The following is a 23,352-nucleotide window of genomic DNA, read 5'->3' as shown; positions in this document are numbered from 1 at the left end:
GCTTCCTCACGAGGGACGTGCGGCGGGTCACGAGCGGCCCCGCCAGGGGATGAGCCGTTTCTCCGCGACCCGCAGCAGACCGTCGATGAGCAGGCCTGACAGTCCGATGGCCAGCAGCCCCAGCACCACGACGTCGGTCTGCAGGTAACGCTGGGCGTCCCGGACCATGCCGCCGATGCCGGGCACGCCGTTGACCGTCTCAGCGGCGACCACGGACGAGTACGCGATGCCGACGGCCAGGCGGACGCCGGTGAAGATCTCCGGCAGCGCGTTGGGCAGCACCACGTCCCGGATGACGTCCCGCCGCGAGGCGCCCAGTGCCCTGGCCGTCTCGACCAGGTGGGACGGCGCGCCGTGCACGGCGGCGGCGGTGGCCACCGCGACCGGTGGCAGCGCCGCGATCGCCAGCAGCCACAGCTTGGGCGTCTCGTCGATGCCGAACCAGATGATGAGCAGGCTGAAGTACGCCAGCGGCGGCAGCGCCCGCACGAAGGTGACCACTGGCTCGGCCACGACGCGGATCCACGGCACGGTGCCGAGCACGACGCCCACGACGAGCCCGCCGGCCACACCGATCGCGGATCCGATGAGGATGCGCCGCAGGCTGATGCCCAAGTGCTCGACGAGCAGGCTGCCGCTGTAACCGCGGATGCCGTCGTGCGTCGTGGACAACCGCAGGAACTGCTCCCACACGGCACCGGGAGAGGGGATGAAGGAGGGATTGGCCGCCGCGGCCGCGGCGAGCTGCCACAGGCCGAGGAGCGCGGCCCCGGCGAGCCCGCGCACCATGGTCCTGCGGGTCGCCGGCCGCCATCGCCGGGTGACGGACGCCGGTCCGCCGTCGGGAACGGCGGTCGAGGGGGCGGCCGTCGAGGTGGGCGAGGTCACCGCCTCGGACGCCTGGTCGGGGGGCTCATGACCACGAAACTACGGCGACGCTCACCTAAAGTCAACATTTCCTACTAGCTATATCGGATATATGCCTAGCCGGGCGTCGGGGCCCGTCCGGGTGCACCCGGACGGCTTGCGCTACGAGGAGGCGGCGACGCTGCATGACGGGGTCGAGCGGGTCTCCCCGATGCTCAACCTGATCCCCAACCCCAGCCCGTCACCGGAGCGGTGGCCAGGATCCGCTGATCGTCGGATCCTGGCCGGGCAGCCGTGCGCGCTCAGAACCCGATCGGCTCACGCGCGAGCACGACCGCGGCCCGCTCCGGCAGGGCCTCGCGCTCCACGATGAGGATCTTGCCGATGAACGATGACTGCCCGAACTCCTGGAGACGCCGGTGCTCGCGCGGCAGGCTGGAGGAGCGGACCCGCCGCAGCGCCCCGGCGAAATCACCAGCCGCGGGTTCCCCGCCGCTCCGGATTCTGCTCGGCCTCACCGACCCCGACACGAAAGGTCGAACCTGCGCAGGAACGCCTGCCAGAGGTTGTCCCCATGAGACGGACAGACGCCGGTGCGGGACGACCACAGCCACAACGATTTCGGGTCACGGTCGCCGGGCAGGTGCCGCACCGTGAGCCGGATCAGCGTGCCTTCCAGCACGGGCAGGTCGCCGTGGTCCAGCCAGGCGGCCCGGCGGGTCAGGCGGGGATGCAACCGGTCCCACGGCAGGGCGTTAGCGGGTCATACCGTGCGCAGGAAGTCGTCCAGCACGTCGAGGCCGCTGCGCAGGGACGCGATCGGCACGCGTTCGTCGACGCCGTGCATCCCGGCTGGTGTGCGGCCGTCGGGGTCCTCACCGAGCGGGGCGAAGCCGAAGCCCGCCAGCCCCAGTTCGGCGAACGGCTTGGCGTCGGTGCCACCGCCCATGCAGAACGGGACGATCACGCCGTCCGGGTCGTGGCGCAGGACCGACGCGGCCATCGCGTCGTACCAGGCGTTGTCCCAGCCGGCCCCGATCGCGGGGCGGTAGGACAGGAACGACCGGGTGATGGACGGTCCCAGCAACTCGTCGATGATGGCGAGCTGTTCGTCCTCGGTGCCGGGCAGCGAGCGTACGTCGATCTCGGCGTGCGCCTCGCCTGGTACCACGTTGAACTTGTAGCCCGCGTCGAGCACGGTGACGTTCGTCGAGCAGCGCAGCGACGGCTCGACGTACTCGCGCAGCGGCCCGATCCGGTCGAGGACGGCCTCGACGCCCTCGTCGGAGGAGAGGTCGGCGTCGAGGCCGAGGGTCCGCACGGCGGTGTCGAGCAGCCGGCGCACCGGTGGCGTCAGCGCCAGCGGCCACCGGTGCGCCGAGATCCGGGCCAGGCCGGTCACCAGGCGGGCGACGGGGTTGTCCGGGTTCGGGCGTGACCCGTGGCCCTCCGTACCGGTGGCGCGGACGCGCATGTGGAGGGAGCCGCGCTCGGCGACAGCGATCGGGTAGAACCGCCGTACCGTCCCGTCGGGCGCCCGTACCGGCACGGGCCGCCCGCCCGACTCGCCGACGGCGGTGGTGACCCCGGCGAAGAGCTCGGGTCGGTTGCGTACCAGCCACTCGGCGCCGAGGGCACCGTCCTCCTCCTCGTCCGCGACGAAGGCGAAGACCACGTCGCGTCGTGGTCCGGTCGCGTCGGCCGCCCACCGCAGCAGGGTGGCGAGCATCATCGCGACCGTATCCTTCATGTCGGTGGCGCCGCGGCCCCACACGTACCCGTCCGCCACCCGGCCCTCGAACGGCGCCACCGTCCACCGCTCCGGCTCGGCGGGGACGACGTCGAGATGCCCGTGGACGAGCAGGCCGGGCAGCAATCGGTCGGCGCCGGGGACCCGGAGAACGACGTTGGCCCGGGTCGGCGCGGACTCGATGATTTCGGGGTCGTACCCCGCCCCGCGCAGGAGACTGGCGACGTACTCGGCCGCGGCCAGTTCGCCCTTGCTGCCCGCCTTGCCGTAGTTGCTGGTGTCGATCGCGATGAGGTCGGAGCAGATCGTCACGACGTCCGGGTGGTCTTTCATCGTTCTCCTGTCTTGGCTGGGTAGGTGATCAGGTAGCCGTGCCGCCGGTCGAAGGCGGCGATCTCGGCGCCGTCGGCCAGGGCCCCGGCCAGCACGTCCCGTACGTGGGCACGCCAGGCCCGCGCGAGGAGGGGGTTCTCGACCCGGACCCGTTCGATGTCCTCGGGGACCGGGACGAAGGCGGGCCCGCCGGTCCACGGCACCACCCGGAGCGCGTCGTCGCGGACCGTGATCAGCGGCCGATGTTCGCCCTCGGGCGGCCCGACGGCGGCGGGGGAGAGCAGGTCCCACTCGACGAACAGCCGGTCGCTGGCCTCGCCGCGGTTGAGCCCGTCGTGCATCGGGCCGTAGCAGTCGGGCAGATAGTCCGTCGCCCGGGCGCCGAGCTTGACCAGGTTGAAGTACGCGTTGCGACGGACCAGGGGGTCGAACGTCCAGGTGATCGAGCCGATGCCGTGGCCCAGCGCCCAGTCGCGCTGGTGGCACTTGAGCAGGTAGCCGATCTGCTGGGCGCGGTACTTCGCCTCGACCCCGGTGATGTGGCTGTGCAGGGATCCGTTGTGCGGCGCGAGGAATCCGACCGCGGCGCCGGCCAGATGCTCCCCGACGAATGCGACAGCGACGTAGTTGCCGGTCATGCTGAAGGCGCGCAGCAACGCGACGGTGATCTGGCTGGAGTCGGGCGCGCCGTCCCAGACCCGGTTGAAGAGGGCGGCGATCGCCTCGAGGTCGGCGAGCCCGGCCGCCTCGCGGACTGACACTCCGTGCTCCGGCGTCATCGCCCGGCCTCGCCGAGCAGGTCGGCGAGCAGCCCGGTCAGCAGGGCGAGACGGTCGCCGAGCCGAGCCACGTCGACCCACTCGTGGCGGGCGTGCGCCCCGCCGCCCACCGCGCCCAGGCCGTCCAGGGTCGGCACCCCGGCAGCGGCCGTGAGGTTGCCGTCCGATCCGCCGCCGACCGCGACGCCGGCGAGCGGGCCGATGCCCAGCCGATCCGCCACGGCGCGGGCCCGCTCGAACAGCCCGGCCGTCATCGTGGCATCGAGCGGCGGACGGTCGATGCCACCCTCCATCTCGATGGCGACGTCACCGTTCGCCGGCGCCAGGCCGCGGATCGCGGTGTCGACCCGCCGCAGCTCCTCGGTGGTCCGGGCGCGAACGTCGATCGTCAGCGTGGCCCGGTCCGGCACCGTGTTGACGGCCGTACCGGCGGAAGCCATCGTCGGCGTCACGCTGGTCCCCGCCGCGTCGTCGGCCAGCGCGGCGACGGCGCCGACGGCGGCGCCCAGTGTGATCAGCGCGTTCGCGCCCAGGTGCGGTTCCAGGCCGGCATGGGCCGCGCGTCCGGCGAAGGTCAGCTCGTAGTGGGCACGGCCCTTGCGCTCGGTCTTCAGGGCGCCGGAGTCGTCGCCGGCCTCCAGTACCAGGGCCGCAGCGCAGCCCCTGGCCTCATCCTCGATCAGCTCGCGGGAGGTCGGAGAGCCGAGCTCCTCGTCACCGGTGACCAGCAGGGTGACCCCGGATGGGTCGTCGAGCGCGGCGATGGCGTGGAAGGCGAGGGCGAGGCCCACCTTCATGTCCAGGCACCCGGGCCCGCGGATCCGGTCGCCGGCCGTGCAGGGGATCGTGTCGATCGTGCCCAGCGGCCAGACGGTGTCGTGGTGGCCCAGCACGAGCACGCGAGGTGGTTCCTTTCCCCACCGCCAGCGCAGGTGGGTGCGGCCGGCGGTGACGATCGGCTCGGCGGGGCGGCCCAGGATCTCTTCGCCGACCCGCGCGACGCAGTCGGCGCTGCGGGCGACCGCGGCGAGGTCGGTGGAGGGTGACTCGCAGCGGATCATCCGGACCGACGCCGCGACGACGCCGGCGACCCGGGAGCGGGAGCTGACGGACGGTGCGTTCATGGGTTTTCCTCCGGCGCTTTGGACGGCGCCGTCAACGTTTCATCGGGTGCGGTGGCGACTCTTGTGGCCCGACATGAAAGGCGGTCCCGAGGTTGGGTGTTCGACACCGACGGCGGCCGGCGCCGCCGGTTAGCTTGCTCAAACGAGACGGGTCGCAGCGGGCGGCCCGCGTGTTCAGGAGGACCAGGTGACGGAACGGGTGGCGGACGTGGTCGTCGTGCCGGTCGGGACCGATGGGGCGGTGCCGGCCCCGGTGGCCGGCTTCCTCGCGGAGGCCGGCGTTGATGTTGACGTGCACGCGATCGGGGCTCGCCTCGGCCCTGCCGAGCCCGGCGACGTGGCCCGGGTCCCCATCCTCGACGGCCCCGACCTCGTCTACGTGACCGTCGGTGATCCCCGGCCGGGTCTGGCGTTCGACCACGTGCGGGCGGCCGCGATGGCGGCGGCCCGGCACTGCGGATCCGCGCCGGCGGTGCTCGACGCGATCGGGTGCTGGGAGGCCGACCCGGATTGCGCGGTCGCCGCGGCGGAGGGCTGGACCCTCGGCACGTACCGATACCGCCCCGACTGGACCGTCGCCGACCTGCTCGCCCGGCTCGACCCCGGTCCGCGTCGGCACGGGGGACCGGAGCATGCCGTCCGGGAAGGGGTCGCGCTCGGCGCGGCCGCCAACCTCGCTCGGGACCTGATCAACACGCCGCCCGGCCAACTCGTCCCGGCGCGGCTGGCGACCGTGTGCCAGGAACTCGGCGAGGCGCTCGGGTTCGAGGTACGCGTACACGACGCCGCGACGCTGGAGCGCGAGCAATTCGGCGGCATCGCCGGCGTGGGCCGGGGAAGCGTGCATCCGCCGTGCCTGATCGAGCTGCGACGCGGAGGCGACGGCCCGCACACGGCGCTCGTCGGCAAGGGCATCACCTTCGACGCGGGCGGCCTGTCGCTCAAGCCCACCCGGGGCATGCTCACCATGAAGGCGGACATGGCCGGCGCCGCCGCCGTTCTCGGCGCCCTCGTCGCGCTGGCCCGCCTGGGCTCCGACGCGCCGGTACGGGCCTATCTGCCGTGTGCCGAGAACATGCCGGGCCCGTACGCGGTCCGGATCGGGGACGTCCTGCGCCATCGCGGTGGCCGGACCGTCGAGGTGACCAACGCCGACTGCGAGGGACGGCTCGTGGTCGCGGACGCCATGGCGTACGCCGTGGAGGCCGGCCCTGCCGCGATCGTCGACCTGGCGACGCTGACCTCGGTCACCGGCCTCGGCCCCGACATGTGGGCCGGTTTCGGCACCGACGACGCCCTGCTGGCGCGGGTGCTGGCCGCCGGCGGCGCGGCCGGTGAGCCCGGGTGGGCGATGCCGATGTGGGAGCCCTACCGGGCCACCCTCGCCTCCGACGTGGCGGACACCCGGAACTTCGACCCGGACGCGCCCCAGCCGTACGGCGCCATCACCGCGGCGCTGTACCTGGAGCCGTTCGCGTCCGGCGTGCCGTGGGCGCACCTCGACCTCGGGCTCACGGTGATGCACCCGGCCGCCGACGCCCGGTGGGCCGCAGGCGCCAACGGCCGCGGGGTGCGCCTGCTCACCCGCTACCTGACCGCCGGCGTGCCGGCACTGGAGGAGGACGCATGAGCGTCGTGGACGGTCCCTGGTTCGACGATCTCGCCGTCGGCGACACCTTCACCGCGCCGGCCGTCACGCTGGATGCCGGGCTCCATGCCCAGCACCGGGCGATCCTCGGCGACCGGCTCCGGCTCTGCCTCGACGAGACGCTCGCCGAGCGGGTCACCGGACGTCCCGGCCTCGCGTATCCCGGCGTGGTCTGGGACGTGGCCGTCGGCCAGTCGAGCGTCGTGACCCGCCAGGTGGTGGCGAACCTCTTCTACCGGGGGCTGCGGCCGCGGGCGACGCCGTACCTCGGCGACACCCTCGTCACCTCGACCGAGGTCGTCGCTCTCCGCCGGGTCCGGTCCCGGCCCGACCGGCCCGAGCGCGGCAAGGCGGTGCTGAGCATCGTGACCCGGGACCAGACCGGACGTGTCATCCTCGCTTTCGACCGGTGCGCGCTGCTGCCCTGCCGCGACGGGTCCGGACCGGCCCCGGAGGCGGGCCCCCACGCCGACGGCCTTTTCACCGCACCGTCCGTGCCGGACGTGGCGACGGCCCCCGACTGGCTCGCGCAGTGGTCGCTCAAGCCGCTGGCGCCCTCGCCCGGCGGTCCGCCGTCGGCTGGCGACACCTTCGAGCTGGCGGCCGGCGACGTGGTCTCGAGCGCGCCGGAACTGGCGCGGCTCACCGTCAACATCGCGGCGGTGCACCACGACGCGGAGGCCGCCGGCGGCCGTCGGCTCGTCTACGGCGGGCACACGATCGGGCTCGCGCTCAGCCAGACCTGCCGGATGGTCCCGGGGCTGGTGATCGTGACCGAGTGGTTCGCATGCGACCACGTCGCGCCCGTCTTCGAAGGCGACACGGTGCGCAGCCGCGTCACGGTGCGGGGCGTCACGCCCTACCGGGACGGCACCGCGATCGCCGTGCTCAACACCCAGACGTCGGTGGCCGGTCGCGGAGCCGTCCTCGACTGGACCTTCGCGGCGCTGGTCGCATGAGCACCGTACGAGGCCCGGCCTGGCTCTTCGTCCCGGGCGACCGCCCTGAGCGCTTCGCGAAGGCCGCGAGCGCCGCCGACCAGATCATCTGCGATCTGGAGGACGCCGTGGCGCTGACTGCCAAGCCGGCGGCCCGGGACCACGTCGCGGGCTGGCTCGCCGCCGGCGGATCCGCCTGGGTACGGGTGAACCCGGCAGGATCATCGTGGCATGCGGACGATCTGCGCGCGCTGGTCGGCTGCGCGGGCCTGCGGGGCGTGGTCGTGCCCAAGGCCGAGTCGGCGGCGGACCTGCAACGCGTGTGCGACCTGCTCCCGGTGCCGTCGGCGGCCCTCGTCGAGTCCGCCGTCGGCGTCGGGCGAGTCGCCGAGATGCTCGCCGTCGAGCGGGTGGAGCGGCTCATGCTGGGCACTGTCGACCTCGCCCTCGATCTCGGCTGCGAGCAGGAGTCCGACGTCGTCAGGCAGGTCCGGAGCCGGCTGGCTCTGGAGTCCCGCGCGGCTGGGAAGCCCGCGCCGGTGGACGGGGTGACCATGGCGCTGCGGGACTACGACGCCACGTTCGCCGACGCCGGGCGAGCGTGCCGCGAGGGCTACGCGGGCAAGCTCGCAGTCCATCCGGTCCAGGCCGGCGCGATCCGGGCCGCCTTCGCGCCGTCGCCGGAGGAGGTGTCCTGGGCGCGCGAGGTGATCGCGGCGGCCGGGCAGGGTGCGGTCGCCGTCGGGGGCGTCATGGTCGACGCCCCGGTCGTCGAGCGCGCGCGCCGGATTGTGGCTGGCTCGGCCATCGATGAGAAAAGGGGAACTGGGGACTGAGATGGCGCACTTCGAGAGTAACGTCCTGTGGAATCCGGCGTGGTCGGCCCTCGACGGCTGGGCGGAACGCCCTCCGGACGCGATCGAGCACTTTCACCGATCGATCCCGGGATTCGCCGAGTCCGCGCTGGTGTCGGCGCCGGCGATCGCCGACCAGGTCAGCGTCGCGCATGTGCTCGTCAAGCACGAGGTCGAGCGCCTCGGCCTGCCGTCGTTCAAGGTCGTCGGTGCGAGCTGGGCCGTCAGCGTGGCGATCGCCGGTCACATCGGCCGCGTGCCCTTCCCGACGTTCGACGCGCTCGCCGAGGCGGCCGGCGCCCTGCGCGCCTCGATCGTCCTGTCGACCGCCACGGACGGCAACCACGGCCGCGCCGTCGCGTACCTGGCGCGCCGGCTGGGCCTGAACAGCCGGATCTTCGTGCCCGCGGACATGGCCGAGGCACGCGTCGATGCGATCCGCGGTGAGGGCGCCGAGGTCGAGGTGGTCGCCGGATCGTACGACGACGCCGTTCGCCGGTCGGCCGAGAGCGCGGAGCGGGACCGGTCCGACGGTCGGCACGAGCTGCTCGTCTCGGACACGTCGTGGCCCGGGTACACCCGGATCCCCGAGGCCGTGGCCGCCGGTTACTCGACGATCTTCGCCGAGACCCGGCGCCAGCTCGCCGCGGCGCTCGGCTCGGACGCGTCGATCGACTTGGCGCTCGTCCCGGTGGGTGTGGGCGCGTTCGCCTCGGCCGCGGTCCGCAGCCTCGCGAGCGGGTCGTGCAGCGTCGTCACCGCCGAGCCGGCTGCGGCCGACTGCCTATGGCAGTCCCTGGCGGCCCGGGAACGGGTGACGGTGCCGGGACCGCACGAGTCCACGATGGCGGGGCTCAACTGCGGCGAGGTCTCGCTGGTGGCATGGCCGGCGCTGCAGCGGGGCGTCCGTGCCGCCACCCGGGTCTCCGACCTCGAGGTGGCCGCGGCCGTCCGCGACCTCGCCGCGCTCGGCGTCGCGACCAGCGAGAGCGGCGCGGCCGGTCTGGCCGGTCTCCGGCGGCTGCGGCTCGACTCGCGGGCGGGTTCGCTGCTGCGGCCCAGATCCACGCTCGTCCTCTTCGACACCGAGGGGGTCACCGATCCGGCCGGATACGAGGCGGTCCTGGCCGGATCGTCGACGGCGCGGGGTCGTACCGAAGAAGGGGCGGGTCATGTCACGGGTCGATGAGCTCATCGCGTACCTCTCCGAAGCCGTTCCCCGCGAAGCGAGGTCGCGGGGGATTCCGGGGGTCGCCGTAGGGTTGTGTGATGCCGACGGCGTCCTGTGGGCCGAGGGATTCGGCAGCGGCATCGGCGTCCGCACCATGTTCAGCGTCCAGTCGACGTCGAAGCTGGTGACCGCGACCGGCGTGCTGCTGGCCGTGCAGGAGGGCCTGGTCGACCTCGACCAGCCGATCCTGCGCCACCTGCCGGACTTCACCGTACACAGCGACTTCGAGGAGCGGCCCGAACGCCGGATCACCCTGCGCCACCTGCTGACCCACACCGCCGGCTTCACCCACGAGGCGCCGGTCGGGTCCAACTACGAGGTCGGCGACGCCACGTTCGAGGAGCACCTCGCCAGCATCTCCGAGACCTGGCTGCGGTTCCCCGTCGGCCACCACCACGAGTACTCCAACCTCGGGATCGACCTCGCCGGCCAGGTGGTGGCCACTGCGGCGGGGGAGACGTTCGCCGAGTTCATGCGCGGGCGGCTGTTCGAGCCGCTCGGTCTCACCCGGTCGACGTTCGACTTCGGCGCCTTCGACGGCGAGGAGGACCGGACGCTCGGGCACTCCCGTACGTTCGCCCGCGCGGGTCGCGACGTGCCCCGGCGAGTGCCGATGGTGCCGTCGGGCGGTCTCTACACCAGCGTGGCGGATGTACTGCGCTACCTGCGATTCCAGTTGCGCGAGGGCGACGGCGTCCTACGGCCCGAGTTGGCCCGGCAACACCTGGACTTCCCGAGGCTGACCGAGGAGCAGACCCAGGGGTACGGGCTGGGGCTCTACGTCGACCGCTGGGCGCCCGGGGTCCGGGTGCTGCACCACGGCGGGGCCGGCTTCGGCTTCCTCTGCCAGGTGTTCTGGCTGCCGGACCTCGGCGTCGGCGGTGCGGTGCTCACCAACTCCGTGGACCACGACCTGCAGAACGAGCTGGCGGCCGACATCGTCCGGCGGCTCGCGGACGGCCACGGCTCGCAGGCCACCCCACCCCCGGCGGCGGTTTCGCCTTACCCGCAGGACGCGGCCGGCCGGTACGTCGGGCGCCTTGGCGACATCCGGGACATCGTCGCCCGCGACGGCGAACTTCACGGCGTCGACGGCCGGTCCGTGTTCCTGCGCGACGCGGCCGGGCACGTCCGTTACCAGCTCGACGCCGTCACCGGCGATGTGCGGTACCGGACCGCCGTGCCCGAGCTCGGCCCGTCGACGCTCGAACCCGGCCTGGCCGGCGACTACGAATCCCGGGTCGGGGAGGTGCCGATGGCGCCGTACCGCCTGCGGCAGGACGGGGACCACGCCGTGATCGACCTGCCCAGTGGAGGCTCCCTCGACGACCCGATCACCCTGCAGCTCACCGCCGCCGGCCCGGGACGCTACCTGTCCGCGACCGGCGAGGTGCTGACGGTCGGCGACGCCGGCCCGGCGTACGCCAACATCCCCCTGACCCGGACCGAGGACTGAGGTGACCCTGATGGGTAAGGTATCCGCGCTGGAAGGCATCGAGATGCGGCGGCTCCGGCTGCCCCTGGTGTCGCCGTTCCGCACCTCCTTCGGCACCCAGACGACCAAAGACGTGCTGATCCTCCGCGCCGTCACCGCCGACGCCGAGGGCTGGGGCGAGTGTGTCGCCGCCCAGCACCCGCTGTACGCCTCGGAGTACGTCGGCGCGGCGATGATCACGCTGCGCGACTTCCTCGTGCCCGCGCTGCGCGACCTGCCCGCCATCGACGTCAACCTCGTCAGCGCCGCGCTGGATCGCTTCCGCGGGCACCGGATGAGCAAGGCGGCGCTCGAGATGGCGGTCTGGGACGCCGAGCTACGGGGTCTGGGGATGCCGCTGAGCCGCGCGCTCGGCGCCGTCCACACGTCGGTGCCGGCGGGCGTCTCGGTCGGCATCATGGACACCCTCGACGAGCTGGTGACCGCGGTCGGTGCCTACCTGGCCGACGGATACCGGCGGATCAAACTCAAGATCGAGCCAGGCTGGGACGTCGCGGCGGTGCGCGCGATCCGGGACGCGTTCGGCGACATCCCGTTGCAGGTCGACGCGAACGCGGCGTACACGCTCGCCGACGTCGACCAACTCCGGAAACTGGACGATTTCGGCCTGCTGCTCATCGAGCAGCCGATGGCCGAGGAGAACGTGCTGGGCCACGCCGAGCTGGCCCGCCACCTGCGAACCCCCATCTGCCTGGACGAGTCGATCACCTCCGCCCGGGCCGCGGCCGACGCGATCAGACTGGGCGCGTGCCGTGTCGTCAACATCAAGGCCGGCCGGGTGGGCGGCTACCTCGAGGCCCGGCGCGTGCACGACCTCTGCCAAGCCCACGACGTCCCGGTCTGGTGCGGCGGCATGGTCGAGACCGGCCTGGGCCGCGCCGCGAACGCCGCCCTGGCCGCCCTGCCCGGCATGCGGCTACCAGGTGACATCTCCGCCTCGTCGCGCTTCTACCACCAGGACATCACCCCACCCCTCGAACTCAGCGACGGCTACATGACAGTCCCGGAAGGCCCGGGCCTGGGCGTCACCCCCGACCCCGAAGCCCTCGCCGCAGCAACAGTTCACACCGAGTGGCTGCCTCTATAGGAGGCCGCTGAAGAATCGGCGTCTCGTCTGTAGTGATTCATGCCGAGTCTGGGTGCGGGGTGTGGAGCGTGCAGACCGGGAGCTTCTCGACGCCGCCGCGCTGGTGGGTCATCTGGTGCCCGAGAGCAGGATGTTCGCGATTCTGGCCGACCCCGGGTCCCGGCCGGCCCGGACACACCCCACCGGCCTGCCCGCGCATCCGACCGACCACCGCGCACCCGGACCACCCACCAACCTCGGGCTGAGCAGACCGATGAAACGCCGATATTCGGCGGCCTCACAGACAGCGGCGACCGCTACCGCCCATCCCGCAGTAACCCCGAAGCCCCGTGAAGATGGTGCTGCCGCACCAGATCGAGCAGGCCGATAGTGCCGTGGAACAAGATCGGGCAAATCGGCCGTGGCTAGAATCACGGTTGTGGAGCGCCCGGAACAGCCGGAAGCATCCGTCGTGGCAGACGGACCGTCGATCACGCTGGCCCGGATCCTGGAGGACGCCGGCCACACCCTGCTCCGCCCGGCGTTCGACGGCCAGGACCTCGACCGGATCGTCGACGGCCTGGTGATCTTCGACCCGGCCGACCAGGTCGCCTGGTCGCGGCGCCCCCTGGTTCTTGCCGTCGGGGTCCAGGCTGGTGAGCAGCTCACCGCCCTCAGCGAGCGGGTGGCACGCCAGGGCGGCGCGCTCATCGTCCACGAGAGCGTCGTCGCCTCGCTGACCGGCCCGCGGACCGTCGTGCCGGTGCTCGCGCTTGGCAACGAGAACTCCTGGATCCAGCTCGCCGCGACCCTCGCGCCGCTGGTGAACGGCTCGTCCGGCCCCGCGCTCGCGGCGCCGCTCGGTGGCGTCCCGACCGGCGACCTGTTCGCCCTGGCGAACGCCATCGCCGAGATCCTCGACGCGCCGGTCACGGTCGAGGACCGGGACTCCCGGGTGCTCGCCTTCTCGATCCGGCAGGAGGAGGCGGACCCGTCGCGCATCGGCGCGATCCTCAACCGCCAGGTCACGCCCTGGGCCACGCAGGATCTCACCGAGCGCGGCATCTTCCGCCAGTTGTACCGCACCCAGGAGCCGCTCTTCGTCGATCCGCCCGAGAGCGGGTACGGCGGTTTCACGATGCCCCGCGTCGTGCTGGGCATCCGGGCCGACGATGAGATCCTGGGCTCAGTGTGGGCCGCGGTCCCCGGTCCGCTCTCGGACGAGCGGATGCAGGCCTTCCGCGAGCTGCAGGGCACGGTCGCCGTGCACCTGCTGAGCCACCGCGCGAACGCCAACGTGGAGCGCCGAATGCGTTCGGACCTTACCGCCCAGGTCCTGGCCGGCGGCCCGGAGGCGGAGGAGGTCGCGGCCCGGCTGGGCCTGCCCCACCGCCCGATGCTGGTGCTCGCGGTCGCGCTCCCGGACGGCGAGGACGAGCCCGCACGCCTGCGCGGCGACCGCGCGGCCGAGCTGCTGCGCATCGGTGACGCGTTCGACATGCACCTCGGCACCGTCCAGCCGGGCGCCTCCGCCGCGCTGGTCGGCGACATCGTGTACGGAATCGTTCCGCTGCCCCCTGCCGCCGACCCGCACTCGGACCGCGGTCAGCGGATGGCGAAGGACTTCCTCGCCCGGGTAGGGCGGCGGTCCGCCGCGGTGATCGGGGTCAGCGCCGTCGCGCCCGACGCCTACGCCCTCCCGCGGGCCCGGGAGGAGGCCGACCGCGCGCTGCGGCTGGCCCGCAGCGCGCAGCAAGGCGACCGCGTCTGCTCGACGGTCGAGCACGCGTACGAGTTGCTCATGATGGAGATGGCCGACCTGGTGTCGGCGCGGGGGATGGGCCTCAGCGGGCCGCTCGCCCGCCTCGTCGAGCAGGACGAGCGCCACGGGTACCTGGTGCCGACACTGCGCGCGTGGCTGGACCACTTCGGCGACAACATCGCCGCGTCGGCGTCGCTGCACGTCCACCCCAACACGTTCCGCTACCGCCTGAAGCGGGTCGCGGAGGTCTCCGGGATGAGCCTGGACAACCACGACGAGCGGCTGTCGCTGATGCTCCAGTTCCGGCTCTTCATGCGCTCCTGACCGGCAGCCTCGTCGCGCGGCGCTAGCCGGCGCCCGCAATTTCGTGCCGCGACACCAGCGCCGCCGCCCCCGGACTTGTGACGATCAGCGGTGTCCGGCATCCAGGCAACCGACGAGAGGACCGGTGTGAACCGCTATCTGACTGTCGACGACATCCGGCGGATCGACGTACCCAAGCAACCGGCGATCAGCCCGGACGGCAGCGCGGTCGCCTACGTCGTCCAGACCGACGACCTCGACGCGGACCGCGTCGAGCAGACCCTGTGGCTGGTGCCCACCGGCGGCGGGAACCCGCGCCGCCTGACCGACGGCGTCGGCGACTGCGCCCCGGCCTGGTCGCCGGACGGCCGGCTGCTCGCCTTCCTGCGCACCACCGACGGCCGGCCCCAGATCTGGCTGCTCGACGTCGGGACGTCCGAGGTGCGGCAGCTCACCCGCCGGCCCGGCGGAGCGGGCGCCCCGGCGTTCAGCCCGGACGGCTCGCGGCTGCTGTTCACCGCGCCGGCCGATCCCCCGGAGTCCGAGGGCACGTGGGCGTGGGGCGCGCCGGTCGTGAGCCGTCGCCTCGACTACTACGCTGACGGCGCCGGCGTGCTGAGCGCCCCGCGGCAGCACATCCACATCGCCGACGTCGGCACGGGCGGATGCGAGCAGATCACCGCCGGCGAGTGGAGCGCATCCGGGGCGGCCTGGTCGGCGGACGGCACCCGGATCGCCTTCTCCGCCGCCATGTCCGCGGACGCCGACCTCACCCGGCAATCCGCCGCGTACACCCTCGACCTCGGCGACCCCGGACGGGTCCCGCGGCCGGCGGGCCCGTTATCCGGCAGCGCCGGGCCGCTCGCCTGGACGGGTGACGGCACCCGGCTGCTGGTCTGCGGCCACCCGGAGGGGCCCGCGCGCTTCACCGGCCTGCTCCTCGTCGATCCGGCGGACGGCACGGCCCGGCACCTCACCGAGCAGATGGACCGGCAGGTCATGTACGGCGCGCCCGGTTATCCCGGCTCGACGCCGCGCGTGGTGCCGCAGCTCGGGACGGTCCTGTTCTGCGTGCGCGAGGGCGGCTACGTCGTGCCGTACACCATGCCCGAGACCGGCGGTACCCCCACCGCGCTGCTCGCGGCGCCCGACCGGAACGTCTCGAGCCTGAGCGTGGCCGGCACACTGGTCGCGTTCATCGGCAACGGGCCGGACACGTTCGGCGAGATCTACGTCCTGGACCTCACGACCGGCACGTCGACCCAGTTGACCAACCATCGCGAGCGGCTCGGCGACCGGCGTCCGGCCCCGCGCGGCGAGCGTACCTTCACCATCTCCGATGGGACGGCCGTCACCGGATGGGTCATGCGCGACCCCGACGCCACCGGCCCGCAGCCGCTGCTGCTGGACATCCACGGCGGCCCGCACAACGCCTGGAACGGCGCCGCGGACGCCGTGCACCTCTACCACCACGAGCTCGTCGCGCGCGGCTGGACCGTACTGCTGCTCAACCCGCGGGGAAGCGACGGCTACGGCGAGGAGTTCGCCCGCGCCGTGAGTGGCCGGTGGGGAACCTCGGACACCGCGGACTTCCTCGAGCCCCTCGAAGAGCTCGTCGCCGAGGGGCTCGTCGACAACAACCGCATCGCGGTGACCGGTTACAGCTATGGCGGCTACATGACCTGCTACCTCACCAGCCGCAGCGACCGGTTCGCCGCGGCCGTCGGCGGGGGCGTCATCAGCGATCTGCGCAGCGCCGCCGGCACGACCGACAACCGGCGCGCCCTGTCGACCAGCGAGTGGGGCGGCGCGTTCTGGGCGGACGCCGAGAACTACGCGGCGATGTCGCCCATCACCCACGTGGCCGAGGTACGCACTCCCACGCTGCTCCTGCACGGCGGTGCGGACGTCCGCTGCCCGCTCGACCAGGCCAGGCAGTGGCACACGGCGCTGCGCGAGCTAGGCGTGCAGACCGAGATCGTGATCTATCCGGAGGCGTCGCACAACATGCTGTTCAACAGCCCGCCCCGGTTCCGGCGCGACTACAACGCCCGGGTCGTGGACTGGGTGACAAGGTACGCCGGCTGATGCGCGTCTCGGGGATTCTGGTGGTGCCCGGCATCGGCACCTACAGCAACGACGACCAGGCGGCGATCAAGGCCGGGGCGGTACGCGACGGTTACTTCTACGACGGCCCCGCGCTCACTTTGGGCTACCGCGCGATCCGCCAGCCCAGCGAGTCGCTGCAGATTCTGCTCTTCCTCGACGACGACCGCGTGGCCACCGGGGCCGGGGTGTCGGTGCAGTACGCCGGCGGCTCCGGACGCGAGCCCGTCCTGCTGGCGGAGGCGGCCCGCGACCGCTGGCTGCCGGTGCTGCGCGACGCCCTGCTGGACGCGACCGTGGACTCGTTCCGGGAGACCTCCGCCCTGATCGCGCCGCTCGGGTTGCCACGAGCGGTCGCGTACGGGGTCAGCCAGGCCCTGCTCGATGCGGCCGCGAACGCCACCCGGCGCACGATGGCCGAGGTGGTCGCCGCCGAGTACGGCGGCGCCGATCCGATCGGTCCAGTCCCGCTGCTCGCCCAGTCCGGCGAGGACCGGCGGGGCGCGGTCGACCGGATGGTGCTGCGCCGGGTCGAGAGCCTGCCGCACGGGCTGATCAACAACGCCGATCTGCTCGTCGGGCCCGGCGGCCACCTGCTGCTGGACTATGTCGGCTGGGTACGCGACCGGGTGCTGGCGCGGCGCCCGGACGACGACTACCAGCCGGTGATCCACATCGACTGCTACGGCACCCTCGGCGACGTCTTCCCCTCCACGGCCGAGGTGGCCGGCTTCCTCGCCCGGCTGGCCGAGAAGTGCGCGCCGTTCCCGCTGCGCGTCGAGCAGCCGATGCGCGCGGCGTCGCGGGAGGCCCAGATCGACGTCCTCCTGCGCCTGCGCGAACACGAAACCGGCGTCCAGATCGTCGCCGACGAGTGGTGCAACACCCACGAGGACGTGCTGGCCTTCCTCGACGCGCGGGCGGCCGACATGATCCAGATCAAGATGCCCGACGTCGGCAGCCTCGACGACGCCGTGCGGTCCGTTCTCGCCTGCCGGGCCGCGGGCGTCGCGGCGTATCTCGGAGGGTCGTGCACCGAGACCGACCTGTCGGCCCGCATCGCCACCCACGTCGCGATGGGCGCGGGCGCGGACGTGCTGCTGGCCCGGCCCGGCATGGGCGTCGACGAGGCAGTGATGGTGACCAGGAACGAGATGGCACGCACCCACGCGGTCATCGAGCACAGGAGCAGACGTGACGGGACTCAGTGACATCAGGATCATCGCCGTCGAGCAGTACGGCGCCGGCCCATTCGGATCGTTGCACCTCGCCGAGCTCGGCGCCGACGTGATCAAGATCGAGGACGCGCGTACGGGCGGCGACATCGGGCGGCATGTCCCGCCGTTCGCCGAGGACGACGACAGCCTCTTCTTCCAGAGCTTCAACCGGAACAAGCGCAGCATCTGCCTCGACCTCTCGGTTCCGGCCGGCGTGGCGGTGCTGCACCGCCTCGTCGAGGGCGCCGACGCGCTCATGTACAACCTGCGCGGGGACGTGCCGGACAAGCTCGGCCTCCGGTACGCCGACCTGAGCCACCTCAATCCGCGGCTGGTGGTCTGCTCGCTGTCCGGTTACGGGATGACCGGGCCGCGGCGGGCGGAGCCGGCGTACGACTACGTCGTCCAGGGTCTCGCCGCGTGGATGGACCTGACCGGCGACCCGGCCGGACCGCCGACCAAGAGCGGCCTTTCGCTGGTCGACTACTGCGGCGGAGTCGTCGCGGCGATGTCGTTGCTGGCTGGGATCCACGTCGCCCGGCGCGACGGCGTCGGCGGCGAGTGCGACGTCAGCCTCTTCGACACGGCGATGGCGATGCTCTCCTACCCGGCGACCTGGTTCCTCACCCGGGGGCACGAGACCCGCCGCAAGACCCGGTCGGCGCACCCCTCGGTAGTGCCGTTCGGCGCGTACCCCACCGCGGACGGCTGGTTGATGCTCGCCTGCGTCAAGCCGGTGTTCTTCGAGCGCCTGACCAAGGTGCTGGGCGTCGCCGAGGTCGCCGCCGATCCCCGGTTCGCGACGCTCGCCGGCCGCCAGGCGCACCAGGCCGAGCTGGACGCGGTGCTGGACTCCGCCCTGTCCCGGCACGGCACCGACCACTGGGTCGGCCTGCTGTCGGCGGCGGGCGTGCCGTGCGGCCCGGTCAACGGGCTGCGCGAGGCCTTCGAGGAGCCGCAGGCCGCGCAGCGCGGCCTGGTCGTCGACACCGACCACCCCAGCTTCGGTACGGTACGGCACGTGCGCACGGCGGGACGCGCCTGGTGGGAGAACCCGGCGCCGGACCGCGCGCCGGGCCTCGGCGAGCACCGCGAGCAGATCCTGCGGGAGGAACTCGGCATGAGCGCCGCGGAACTGGCCGATCTTGCACGGGGCGGCGCCTTCGGCGGTGAACGGTGAGCGGCGCTCCCGCCGCCGTGGTGGCGCTCGCCGCCCGGCTGAACGCTTTGACCCAGCTGATCGAGGACGACATCGCGGCCGGGAAGAACGGCCCGATGGCGGGCTGGACCATCGCGGTCAAGGACAACATCGACGTCGCCGGGACGGTGCGCACCGACGGGCTCCGCGACCCGCATCCGCCCGCGGCGGTGATCGACGCGGAGGTGGTGCGCCGGCTGCGGGCCGCCGGCGCGCGGATCGTCGCCAAGGCGAACCTCGAGGAGATCAGCTTCGGGGCGACCACGCAGAACGACACGTGGGGCGCCTGCCGCAACCCGTGGGACCTGGACCGGATCCCCGGCGGCTCAAGCGGCGGGTCGGCCGTCGCGGTCGCCGCGGGCCTGGTCCGGCTCGCGATCGGCACGGACACCGGCGGCTCACTGCGCAACCCGGCCGCGTTCTGCGGGGTGACCACGCTGCGCCCGAGCCACGGGCTGGTGCCGACGCTGGGAGTGACGCCGCTGAGCCCCAGCATGGACGTCGTCGGGCCGCTCGCGCGTAGTGCGGCCGAGGCCCGTATCGCCCTGGAGGTCATGGCCGGCACGGGCTCGCGGCCCCTTCCGCCGCGGGACCTGTCCAGCCTGACCGTGGCCGTACCCGAGCAGTACTTCCTCGACGACCTGGAGCCCGCGGTCGCCGCCGGCTTCCGCGATCTGCTCGACCTGCTGGGCGCGCACGGCGCGAAGATCCGGCGGGTGGCCCTGCGCGACGTCGATCGGGTGCACCAGGCGATGGCCGCGCTGCAGAACTCCGAGGCGATCCGCCACCTCCGGCCGTACTGGCACGACGCCCGCGTCTGCGCCGGGATCAAGGGGCGGATCGAGGCGGGCCGCCGGGTCACCACCGAGGAGATCGAGAGCGCGCTCGCGGTGGCCTCCGTCTGGCGGGCCCGGGTCGACGAGGTGCTCGCCGAGGCCGACGTCATCGCCGTGCCGGCCACGCCCTTCGTCGCGCCCGTTGCCGGGGACGGCGATCTCACCCTCGTCAGCCGGCGGATCAACCAGCTCACCGGCTGCTGGTCGGTCACCGGCCTGCCCGTCGTCGGCCTGCCGGTGTCGCCCTCGCCGGCCGGGCTGCCGGTCGGCGCACAGCTGGTCGGCCGGCGCGGCGCCGACCGGGCCCTGCTCATGGTGGGCGAAGCCGTGCAGGCGGTCAGCGACTGGCATCGCCGCCGCCCGCCCGGCGCACTACCCGACGACGCCTGGTAGTGCCGCGGCGACGTGCGCCTCCAGCAAGGGCAGAGGCAGCTGCCCCGCGCCGAGCACCACGTCGTGGAACCGGGCCAGGTCGAAGCCGGCACCCTGCCGGCGCTCCGCCTCCCGCCGGATCCGCACGATCTCGAGCCGGCCGACCAAGTAGGCCAGAGCCTGGCCCGGCGTCACGATGTACCGGTCGACCTCCGCGTCGATGTGCCCCGGGCTCAGCGGTGAGTGCTCGGCCAGGTAGCGCTTGGCCCGCTGCCGGCTCCAGCCCTTGGCGTGCAGGCCGGTGTCGATGACCAGGCGGCAGGCCCGCAGCGAGTCGAACGACAGCATGCCCAGCCGGTCCAGCGGGCTGCTGTAGAGGCCCATCTCGTCGGCGAGCCGTTCGGCGTACAGCCCCCAGCCCTCCAGGAAGCCGGTGACCGTGGTGGTGCGGCGGAACTCCGACAGCTCGGTGAGCTCGGCGGCGAGGCCCATCTGCAGGTGGTGCCCGGGAACGCCCTCGTGGAAGGCGAGGGCCTCAACCTCGTACCGGGCCCAGGCATGCGGATCGGAGACGTTGATGACGAACGTCCCGCCCCGCGAGCCGTCCTTCGGCGCAAGCATGTACTGGCCGAGCGATCCGCTCGTCGCCGCCTCGACCGCGCACGCGGCGCGCGGCAGCCGCCCGAACCAGCCCGCGGCGCGGTCGGTCGCCCGGGCCAGGGCGACCTCCGCGGCGCGTACGAGGCCGGCGGCGTCGTCGAAGTGCAGGGCCGGGTCGTCGCGCATCCTGGCCATGACGGCGGCCACGTCCGAGGTGCCGAAGACCTCCCGGCCGAGGGCGGCGTACTCCTCGTCCAGGGCCGCGACCTGGGCGAGCCCGATCTCGTGGATGCGGTCAGGGTGGAGGTCGGTGGTGGTGTGCGAGCGGACCAGGGCGGCGTAGACGCGATCGCCGTCGTCGAGCCAGCACAGCCCGCACCGCCCGTCGGGCCGCGCGGACGGCGCGACCTCCCATGTCAACGCGTTGGCATAGTCGGCCAGCGCGGGGCGCACCACCTCGCCGACCACCGCGCGCAGGTGATCCGTGCGCGCGGCGCGGTCGACGGCCAGCAGCGGGTCGTCCTCGAGCGGGGTGTGCAGCCACTTCCGCACCCTGTCCACGGTGTCCGCCACGGCGAAGGCGACCGGGGTACGGCCGGCCGCGCGGCCCGCAGCGAGACGCTCCAGCCTGTCGCGCAGATTGCGCGCGAAGCCGCGGTACTTCTTCGGCAGGGCGCCGGCCACCTCGGCGGACGGGAGCGCCAGCTTGGCGACCTGGCCCGGGAACTGGGTCACCGGCCCGAAGAGCGGGTCGACGTCGAGCTCGGCGAACCGGTGTTCGAGCACGTCGGCTCTGGTCGCGGCCTGCCAGGCGAGGACCGCGCCGTCGAGCGAGACGGGTGTGCCGTCCGGCGTACGGGCGAGCGCGGCGGCGGCATGTGCCACCTCGCGCAGCTCGCGGAGCTCGGCCGCCTCGGCGGTCGCGCTGACGTCCTCGAAGTGCCCTGCCACCGAGTACTCACCGATCAGGTGCGCCCAGGTGGGCGCCGTGCGGTACCGGAGCTCCTGGTATCGCTTGCCGAGGCTTTCGACGTCCACCAACCCGGACCCCTCCGTCATTTGATCCATGTTTCACCTAGTCGGGTACGGTCTGACGGACGACGTTAAAGTGAGGGGCGACCGTGGGGCTTGGGTCTGGCCACGATCGAGCACGGGCACCTTTGTGGGCTTGGACAAGAATCGCTGCCGCGCTGTGGCTTCAATCGTGGGTTACATCACCCAGCGCCGAGCTGGCTCGTCCCGCCGGCCGCAGAGGAAGTCACACGCCAATGGTCCGAAATCGCACTTTTCGTGTCTCGATTTCCGTATTGTGCTCGACGGTCGCGCTGGCTGCCTGCTCCAACGGTGGGAGCACCGGTAGCTCGTCCGGCGACGACTATGCCGACGGTGGCTCGCTCACCATCGCGATCGACAGCGACCCCGGTGCGCTCGACCCGCAGCGCTCGGTCAACGGCGTCAACAAGATGATGGCCGTCTTCGCCTACGACACGCCCGTCAAGCTGCTGGACTCCGGCGAGGTGGCGCCCAGCGTCGTCAAGTCGTGGACCGGCGAGGGAACCTCCTACACACTGACCGTCCGCGAGGGCGTCACCTGCTCGGACGGCTCGCCGATGGACGCGCAGACGGTGGCCGACAACATCAACTACGTGGCCGCCGAGGGCAACGGCTCGCCCATGCGCGGCGCCGCCGTTCCTGCCGGCGCCACGGCAACGGCCGACAAGGCCGCCGGCACCGTCGCGGTCAAGCTCAAGGAGGGCGCGCCCTTCTTCTTGCAGAACCTGGCCGAGCTGCCGCTGGTCTGCTCGAGCGCCATCAAGAACCGCGACTCCCTGAAGGCCGCCTCCGCCGGCTCCGGTCCGTTCGTCCTCTCCAGCGTGCAGGCCGGCAACCAGTACACGTACACCCGCCGCGACGGGTACGCCTGGGGGCCGAACGGCGCCTCGACCGCCGAGAAGGGCATGCCGGCGAAGGTGACCTTCAAGCTCGTGACGAGCGTGACCACGACGGCCAACCTCCTGCTGAGCAAGGGCGTCAACATCTCGCTCCTCTCCGGTGCCGACACCCGGCGGCTCAAGGCCGCCAAGGTGTTCTCGGACGGCGGCAGCATCATCGACGACGAGCTCACCTTCAACCAGGCCGCCGGCCTGCCGACCGCCGACGTCAACGTCCGGCGCGCGCTCGTCGGCGCTCTCAACATGAAGGAACTGGCCCAGGTCGCCACCGGCGGCCTCGGACAGGAGGCCAACGGGCTGCTGACCGACCCGAAGATCTGCAGCGGTGACACCGTCACCCCGAACAAGCCGGCGTACGACGCGGCCGCCGCAGCGGCGCTGCTCGACCGGGCCGGCTGGACGGCCGCCGGCGGCGGAGTCCGGGCCAAGGACGGCAAGCCGCTCGAGGTCGCGTTCGTCTACGACAACGAGGACACCACGACCGCGGCGGCGGCCGAGTACATCGGCCAGAAGTGGACGGCGCTGGGCGTCAAGGTGGACCTCAAGGGACAGTCGTTCAACGCCCGGTCCGATGTCGTCTTCGGCGGCAAGGGCCCGTGGACCGCGACCCTCATCGGCCTCGGCGTGTCCAACCCGGCCACGCTCGTGCCGTTCTTCTCCGGCGCCACCCCGTCGCATGGCGGCATCAACTACGGCTCGATGCACAACGACGTCTTCGACAGCTCGATCAAGGCGGCGCAGGCGAAGTCCGGCACCGGCGGCTGCGCCGACTGGAACGCGGGCGAGGGCGCCCTGATCAAGGACGCGGACATCACCCCGATCGCCGTCTCGCCCTACCTCTACTGGGGCAACGGGGCCAAGTTCGACGTCGTCGCCCGCGTGCTGGAGCCCACCTCGCTCCGGGTTCTGCGCTAGGTACGG

The 23,352-nt window shown here is 72.7% G+C and carries 19 protein-coding genes; 12 read left to right on the top strand and 7 right to left on the bottom strand.

Annotation, left to right across the window (positions count from 1 at the left end; all coding sequences use genetic code 11):
* Window positions 1-27 precede the first annotated feature (27 nt).
* From ACIA8R_RS08570 to ACIA8R_RS08545, 6 genes are all read right to left on the bottom strand, one after another.
* The gene (locus tag ACIA8R_RS08570) at window positions 28-888 is read right to left on the bottom strand and encodes an ABC transporter permease (RefSeq protein WP_397037398.1); all 861 of its coding nucleotides are present in this window, start codon (window positions 886-888) and stop codon (window positions 28-30) included.
* Window positions 889-1,169: 281 nt separating this feature from the next.
* Complete coding sequence (locus tag ACIA8R_RS08565) at window positions 1,170-1,385, bottom strand: hypothetical protein (RefSeq protein ID WP_397037396.1); 216 nt, start codon at window positions 1,383-1,385, stop codon at window positions 1,170-1,172.
* Window positions 1,382-1,603, bottom strand: a complete 222-nt coding sequence (locus tag ACIA8R_RS08560) for a hypothetical protein (RefSeq protein ID WP_364101051.1) — start codon at window positions 1,601-1,603, stop codon at window positions 1,382-1,384. The genes ACIA8R_RS08565 and ACIA8R_RS08560 overlap by 4 nt, the downstream gene beginning before the upstream one ends.
* A gap of 27 nt (window positions 1,604-1,630) precedes the next feature.
* Entirely contained in the window at window positions 1,631-2,950 is a 1,320-nt protein-coding gene (locus ACIA8R_RS08555) for a M20/M25/M40 family metallo-hydrolase (RefSeq protein WP_364101054.1), read from the bottom strand.
* Window positions 2,947-3,711: a GNAT family N-acetyltransferase gene (locus ACIA8R_RS08550; protein WP_397037393.1), complete on the bottom strand. Its 765-nt coding sequence runs from the start codon at window positions 3,709-3,711 to the stop codon at window positions 2,947-2,949. The genes ACIA8R_RS08555 and ACIA8R_RS08550 overlap by 4 nt, the downstream gene beginning before the upstream one ends.
* Window positions 3,712-3,725: 14 nt before the next feature.
* Entirely contained in the window at window positions 3,726-4,853 is a 1,128-nt protein-coding gene (locus ACIA8R_RS08545; protein WP_364101060.1) for a M20/M25/M40 family metallo-hydrolase, read from the bottom strand.
* Between the two features lie 187 nt (window positions 4,854-5,040).
* On the opposite strand from ACIA8R_RS08545, the gene ACIA8R_RS08540 reads away from it, so the two are divergent.
* The 11 genes from ACIA8R_RS08540 to ACIA8R_RS08490 all read left to right on the top strand — a co-directional run bounded on the left by ACIA8R_RS08540 (window position 5,041) and on the right by ACIA8R_RS08490 (window position 19,900).
* Window positions 5,041-6,483, top strand: a complete 1,443-nt coding sequence (locus tag ACIA8R_RS08540) for a leucyl aminopeptidase family protein (protein WP_397037391.1) — start codon at window positions 5,041-5,043, stop codon at window positions 6,481-6,483.
* Entirely contained in the window at window positions 6,480-7,460 is a 981-nt protein-coding gene (locus ACIA8R_RS08535; protein WP_364101066.1) for a MaoC family dehydratase, read from the top strand. Before ACIA8R_RS08540 ends, ACIA8R_RS08535 begins: the two co-directional genes overlap by 4 nt.
* On the top strand, window positions 7,457-8,275 hold the full coding sequence (locus ACIA8R_RS08530; protein WP_397037389.1) for an HpcH/HpaI aldolase/citrate lyase family protein: 819 nt from the start codon (window positions 7,457-7,459) through the stop codon (window positions 8,273-8,275). The genes ACIA8R_RS08535 and ACIA8R_RS08530 overlap by 4 nt, the downstream gene beginning before the upstream one ends.
* Window position 8,276: 1 nt before the next feature.
* Window positions 8,277-9,482 (top strand): pyridoxal-phosphate dependent enzyme, encoded by a 1,206-nt coding sequence (locus tag ACIA8R_RS08525; RefSeq protein ID WP_397037387.1) that lies wholly within the window; start codon window positions 8,277-8,279, stop codon window positions 9,480-9,482.
* Complete coding sequence (locus tag ACIA8R_RS08520; protein WP_397037385.1) at window positions 9,466-10,980, top strand: serine hydrolase domain-containing protein; 1,515 nt, start codon at window positions 9,466-9,468, stop codon at window positions 10,978-10,980. The genes ACIA8R_RS08525 and ACIA8R_RS08520 overlap by 17 nt, the downstream gene beginning before the upstream one ends.
* Before the next feature lie 10 nt (window positions 10,981-10,990).
* Complete coding sequence (gene menC, locus ACIA8R_RS08515) at window positions 10,991-12,106, top strand: o-succinylbenzoate synthase (protein ID WP_397037383.1); 1,116 nt, start codon at window positions 10,991-10,993, stop codon at window positions 12,104-12,106.
* A gap of 451 nt (window positions 12,107-12,557) precedes the next feature.
* Complete coding sequence (locus ACIA8R_RS08510; RefSeq protein WP_364101076.1) at window positions 12,558-14,171, top strand: helix-turn-helix domain-containing protein; 1,614 nt, start codon at window positions 12,558-12,560, stop codon at window positions 14,169-14,171.
* A 126-nt stretch (window positions 14,172-14,297) separates the two neighbouring features.
* Window positions 14,298-16,238, top strand: coding sequence for a prolyl oligopeptidase family serine peptidase (locus tag ACIA8R_RS08505; protein ID WP_397037381.1), 1,941 nt, complete (start codon window positions 14,298-14,300; stop codon window positions 16,236-16,238).
* Window positions 16,238-17,467 carry a methylaspartate ammonia-lyase gene (locus ACIA8R_RS08500; RefSeq protein WP_364101082.1) on the top strand — a complete coding sequence of 410 codons (1,230 nt, stop codon included), beginning with the start codon at window positions 16,238-16,240 and terminating at the stop codon, window positions 17,465-17,467. The genes ACIA8R_RS08505 and ACIA8R_RS08500 overlap by 1 nt, the downstream gene beginning before the upstream one ends.
* Window positions 17,451-18,653, top strand: coding sequence for a CaiB/BaiF CoA-transferase family protein (locus ACIA8R_RS08495; protein WP_031169941.1), 1,203 nt, complete (start codon window positions 17,451-17,453; stop codon window positions 18,651-18,653). Before ACIA8R_RS08500 ends, ACIA8R_RS08495 begins: the two co-directional genes overlap by 17 nt.
* The gene (locus tag ACIA8R_RS08490) at window positions 18,650-19,900 is read left to right on the top strand and encodes an amidase (protein ID WP_397037378.1); all 1,251 of its coding nucleotides are present in this window, start codon (window positions 18,650-18,652) and stop codon (window positions 19,898-19,900) included. Before ACIA8R_RS08495 ends, ACIA8R_RS08490 begins: the two co-directional genes overlap by 4 nt.
* Here ACIA8R_RS08490 and ACIA8R_RS08485 read toward each other — a convergent pair.
* A complete protein-coding gene (locus ACIA8R_RS08485) occupies window positions 19,880-21,547 on the bottom strand; it encodes a DUF885 domain-containing protein (RefSeq protein ID WP_397037376.1) in 1,668 nt (555 codons plus the stop codon). The genes ACIA8R_RS08490 and ACIA8R_RS08485 overlap by 21 nt on opposite strands.
* A 239-nt stretch (window positions 21,548-21,786) precedes the next feature.
* Between ACIA8R_RS08485 and ACIA8R_RS08480 the strand changes: the two genes are divergently transcribed.
* Window positions 21,787-23,346, top strand: a complete 1,560-nt coding sequence (locus ACIA8R_RS08480; protein ID WP_397037374.1) for an ABC transporter substrate-binding protein — start codon at window positions 21,787-21,789, stop codon at window positions 23,344-23,346.
* The last annotated feature ends 6 nt before the right edge of the window (window positions 23,347-23,352 follow it).

The sequence above is a fragment of the Nonomuraea sp. NPDC051191 genome (assembly GCF_044455665.1).
Taxonomy (GTDB): domain Bacteria; phylum Actinomycetota; class Actinomycetes; order Streptosporangiales; family Streptosporangiaceae; genus Nonomuraea.
This window is presented reverse-complemented; position numbering and strand designations above follow the sequence as displayed.

Bases quoted from the DNA above. Each gene is read 5' to 3' on its own strand.
- ACIA8R_RS08555 (WP_364101054.1), bottom strand. From the start codon at position 2,950: ATGAAAGACCACCCGGACGTCGTGACGATCTGCTCCGACCTCATCGCG.
- ACIA8R_RS08545 (WP_364101060.1), bottom strand. From the start codon at position 4,853: ATGAACGCACCGTCCGTCAGCTCCCGCTCCCGGGTCGCCGGCGTCGTC.
- ACIA8R_RS08535 (WP_364101066.1), top strand. From the start codon at position 6,480: ATGAGCGTCGTGGACGGTCCCTGGTTCGACGATCTCGCCGTCGGCGAC.
- ACIA8R_RS08530 (WP_397037389.1), top strand. From the start codon at position 7,457: ATGAGCACCGTACGAGGCCCGGCCTGGCTCTTCGTCCCGGGCGACCGC.
- ACIA8R_RS08525 (WP_397037387.1), top strand. From the start codon at position 8,277: ATGGCGCACTTCGAGAGTAACGTCCTGTGGAATCCGGCGTGGTCGGCC.
- ACIA8R_RS08520 (WP_397037385.1), top strand. From the start codon at position 9,466: ATGTCACGGGTCGATGAGCTCATCGCGTACCTCTCCGAAGCCGTTCCC.
- menC (WP_397037383.1), top strand. From the start codon at position 10,991: ATGGGTAAGGTATCCGCGCTGGAAGGCATCGAGATGCGGCGGCTCCGG.
- ACIA8R_RS08500 (WP_364101082.1), top strand. From the start codon at position 16,238: ATGCGCGTCTCGGGGATTCTGGTGGTGCCCGGCATCGGCACCTACAGC.
- ACIA8R_RS08485 (WP_397037376.1), bottom strand. From the start codon at position 21,547: ATGGATCAAATGACGGAGGGGTCCGGGTTGGTGGACGTCGAAAGCCTC.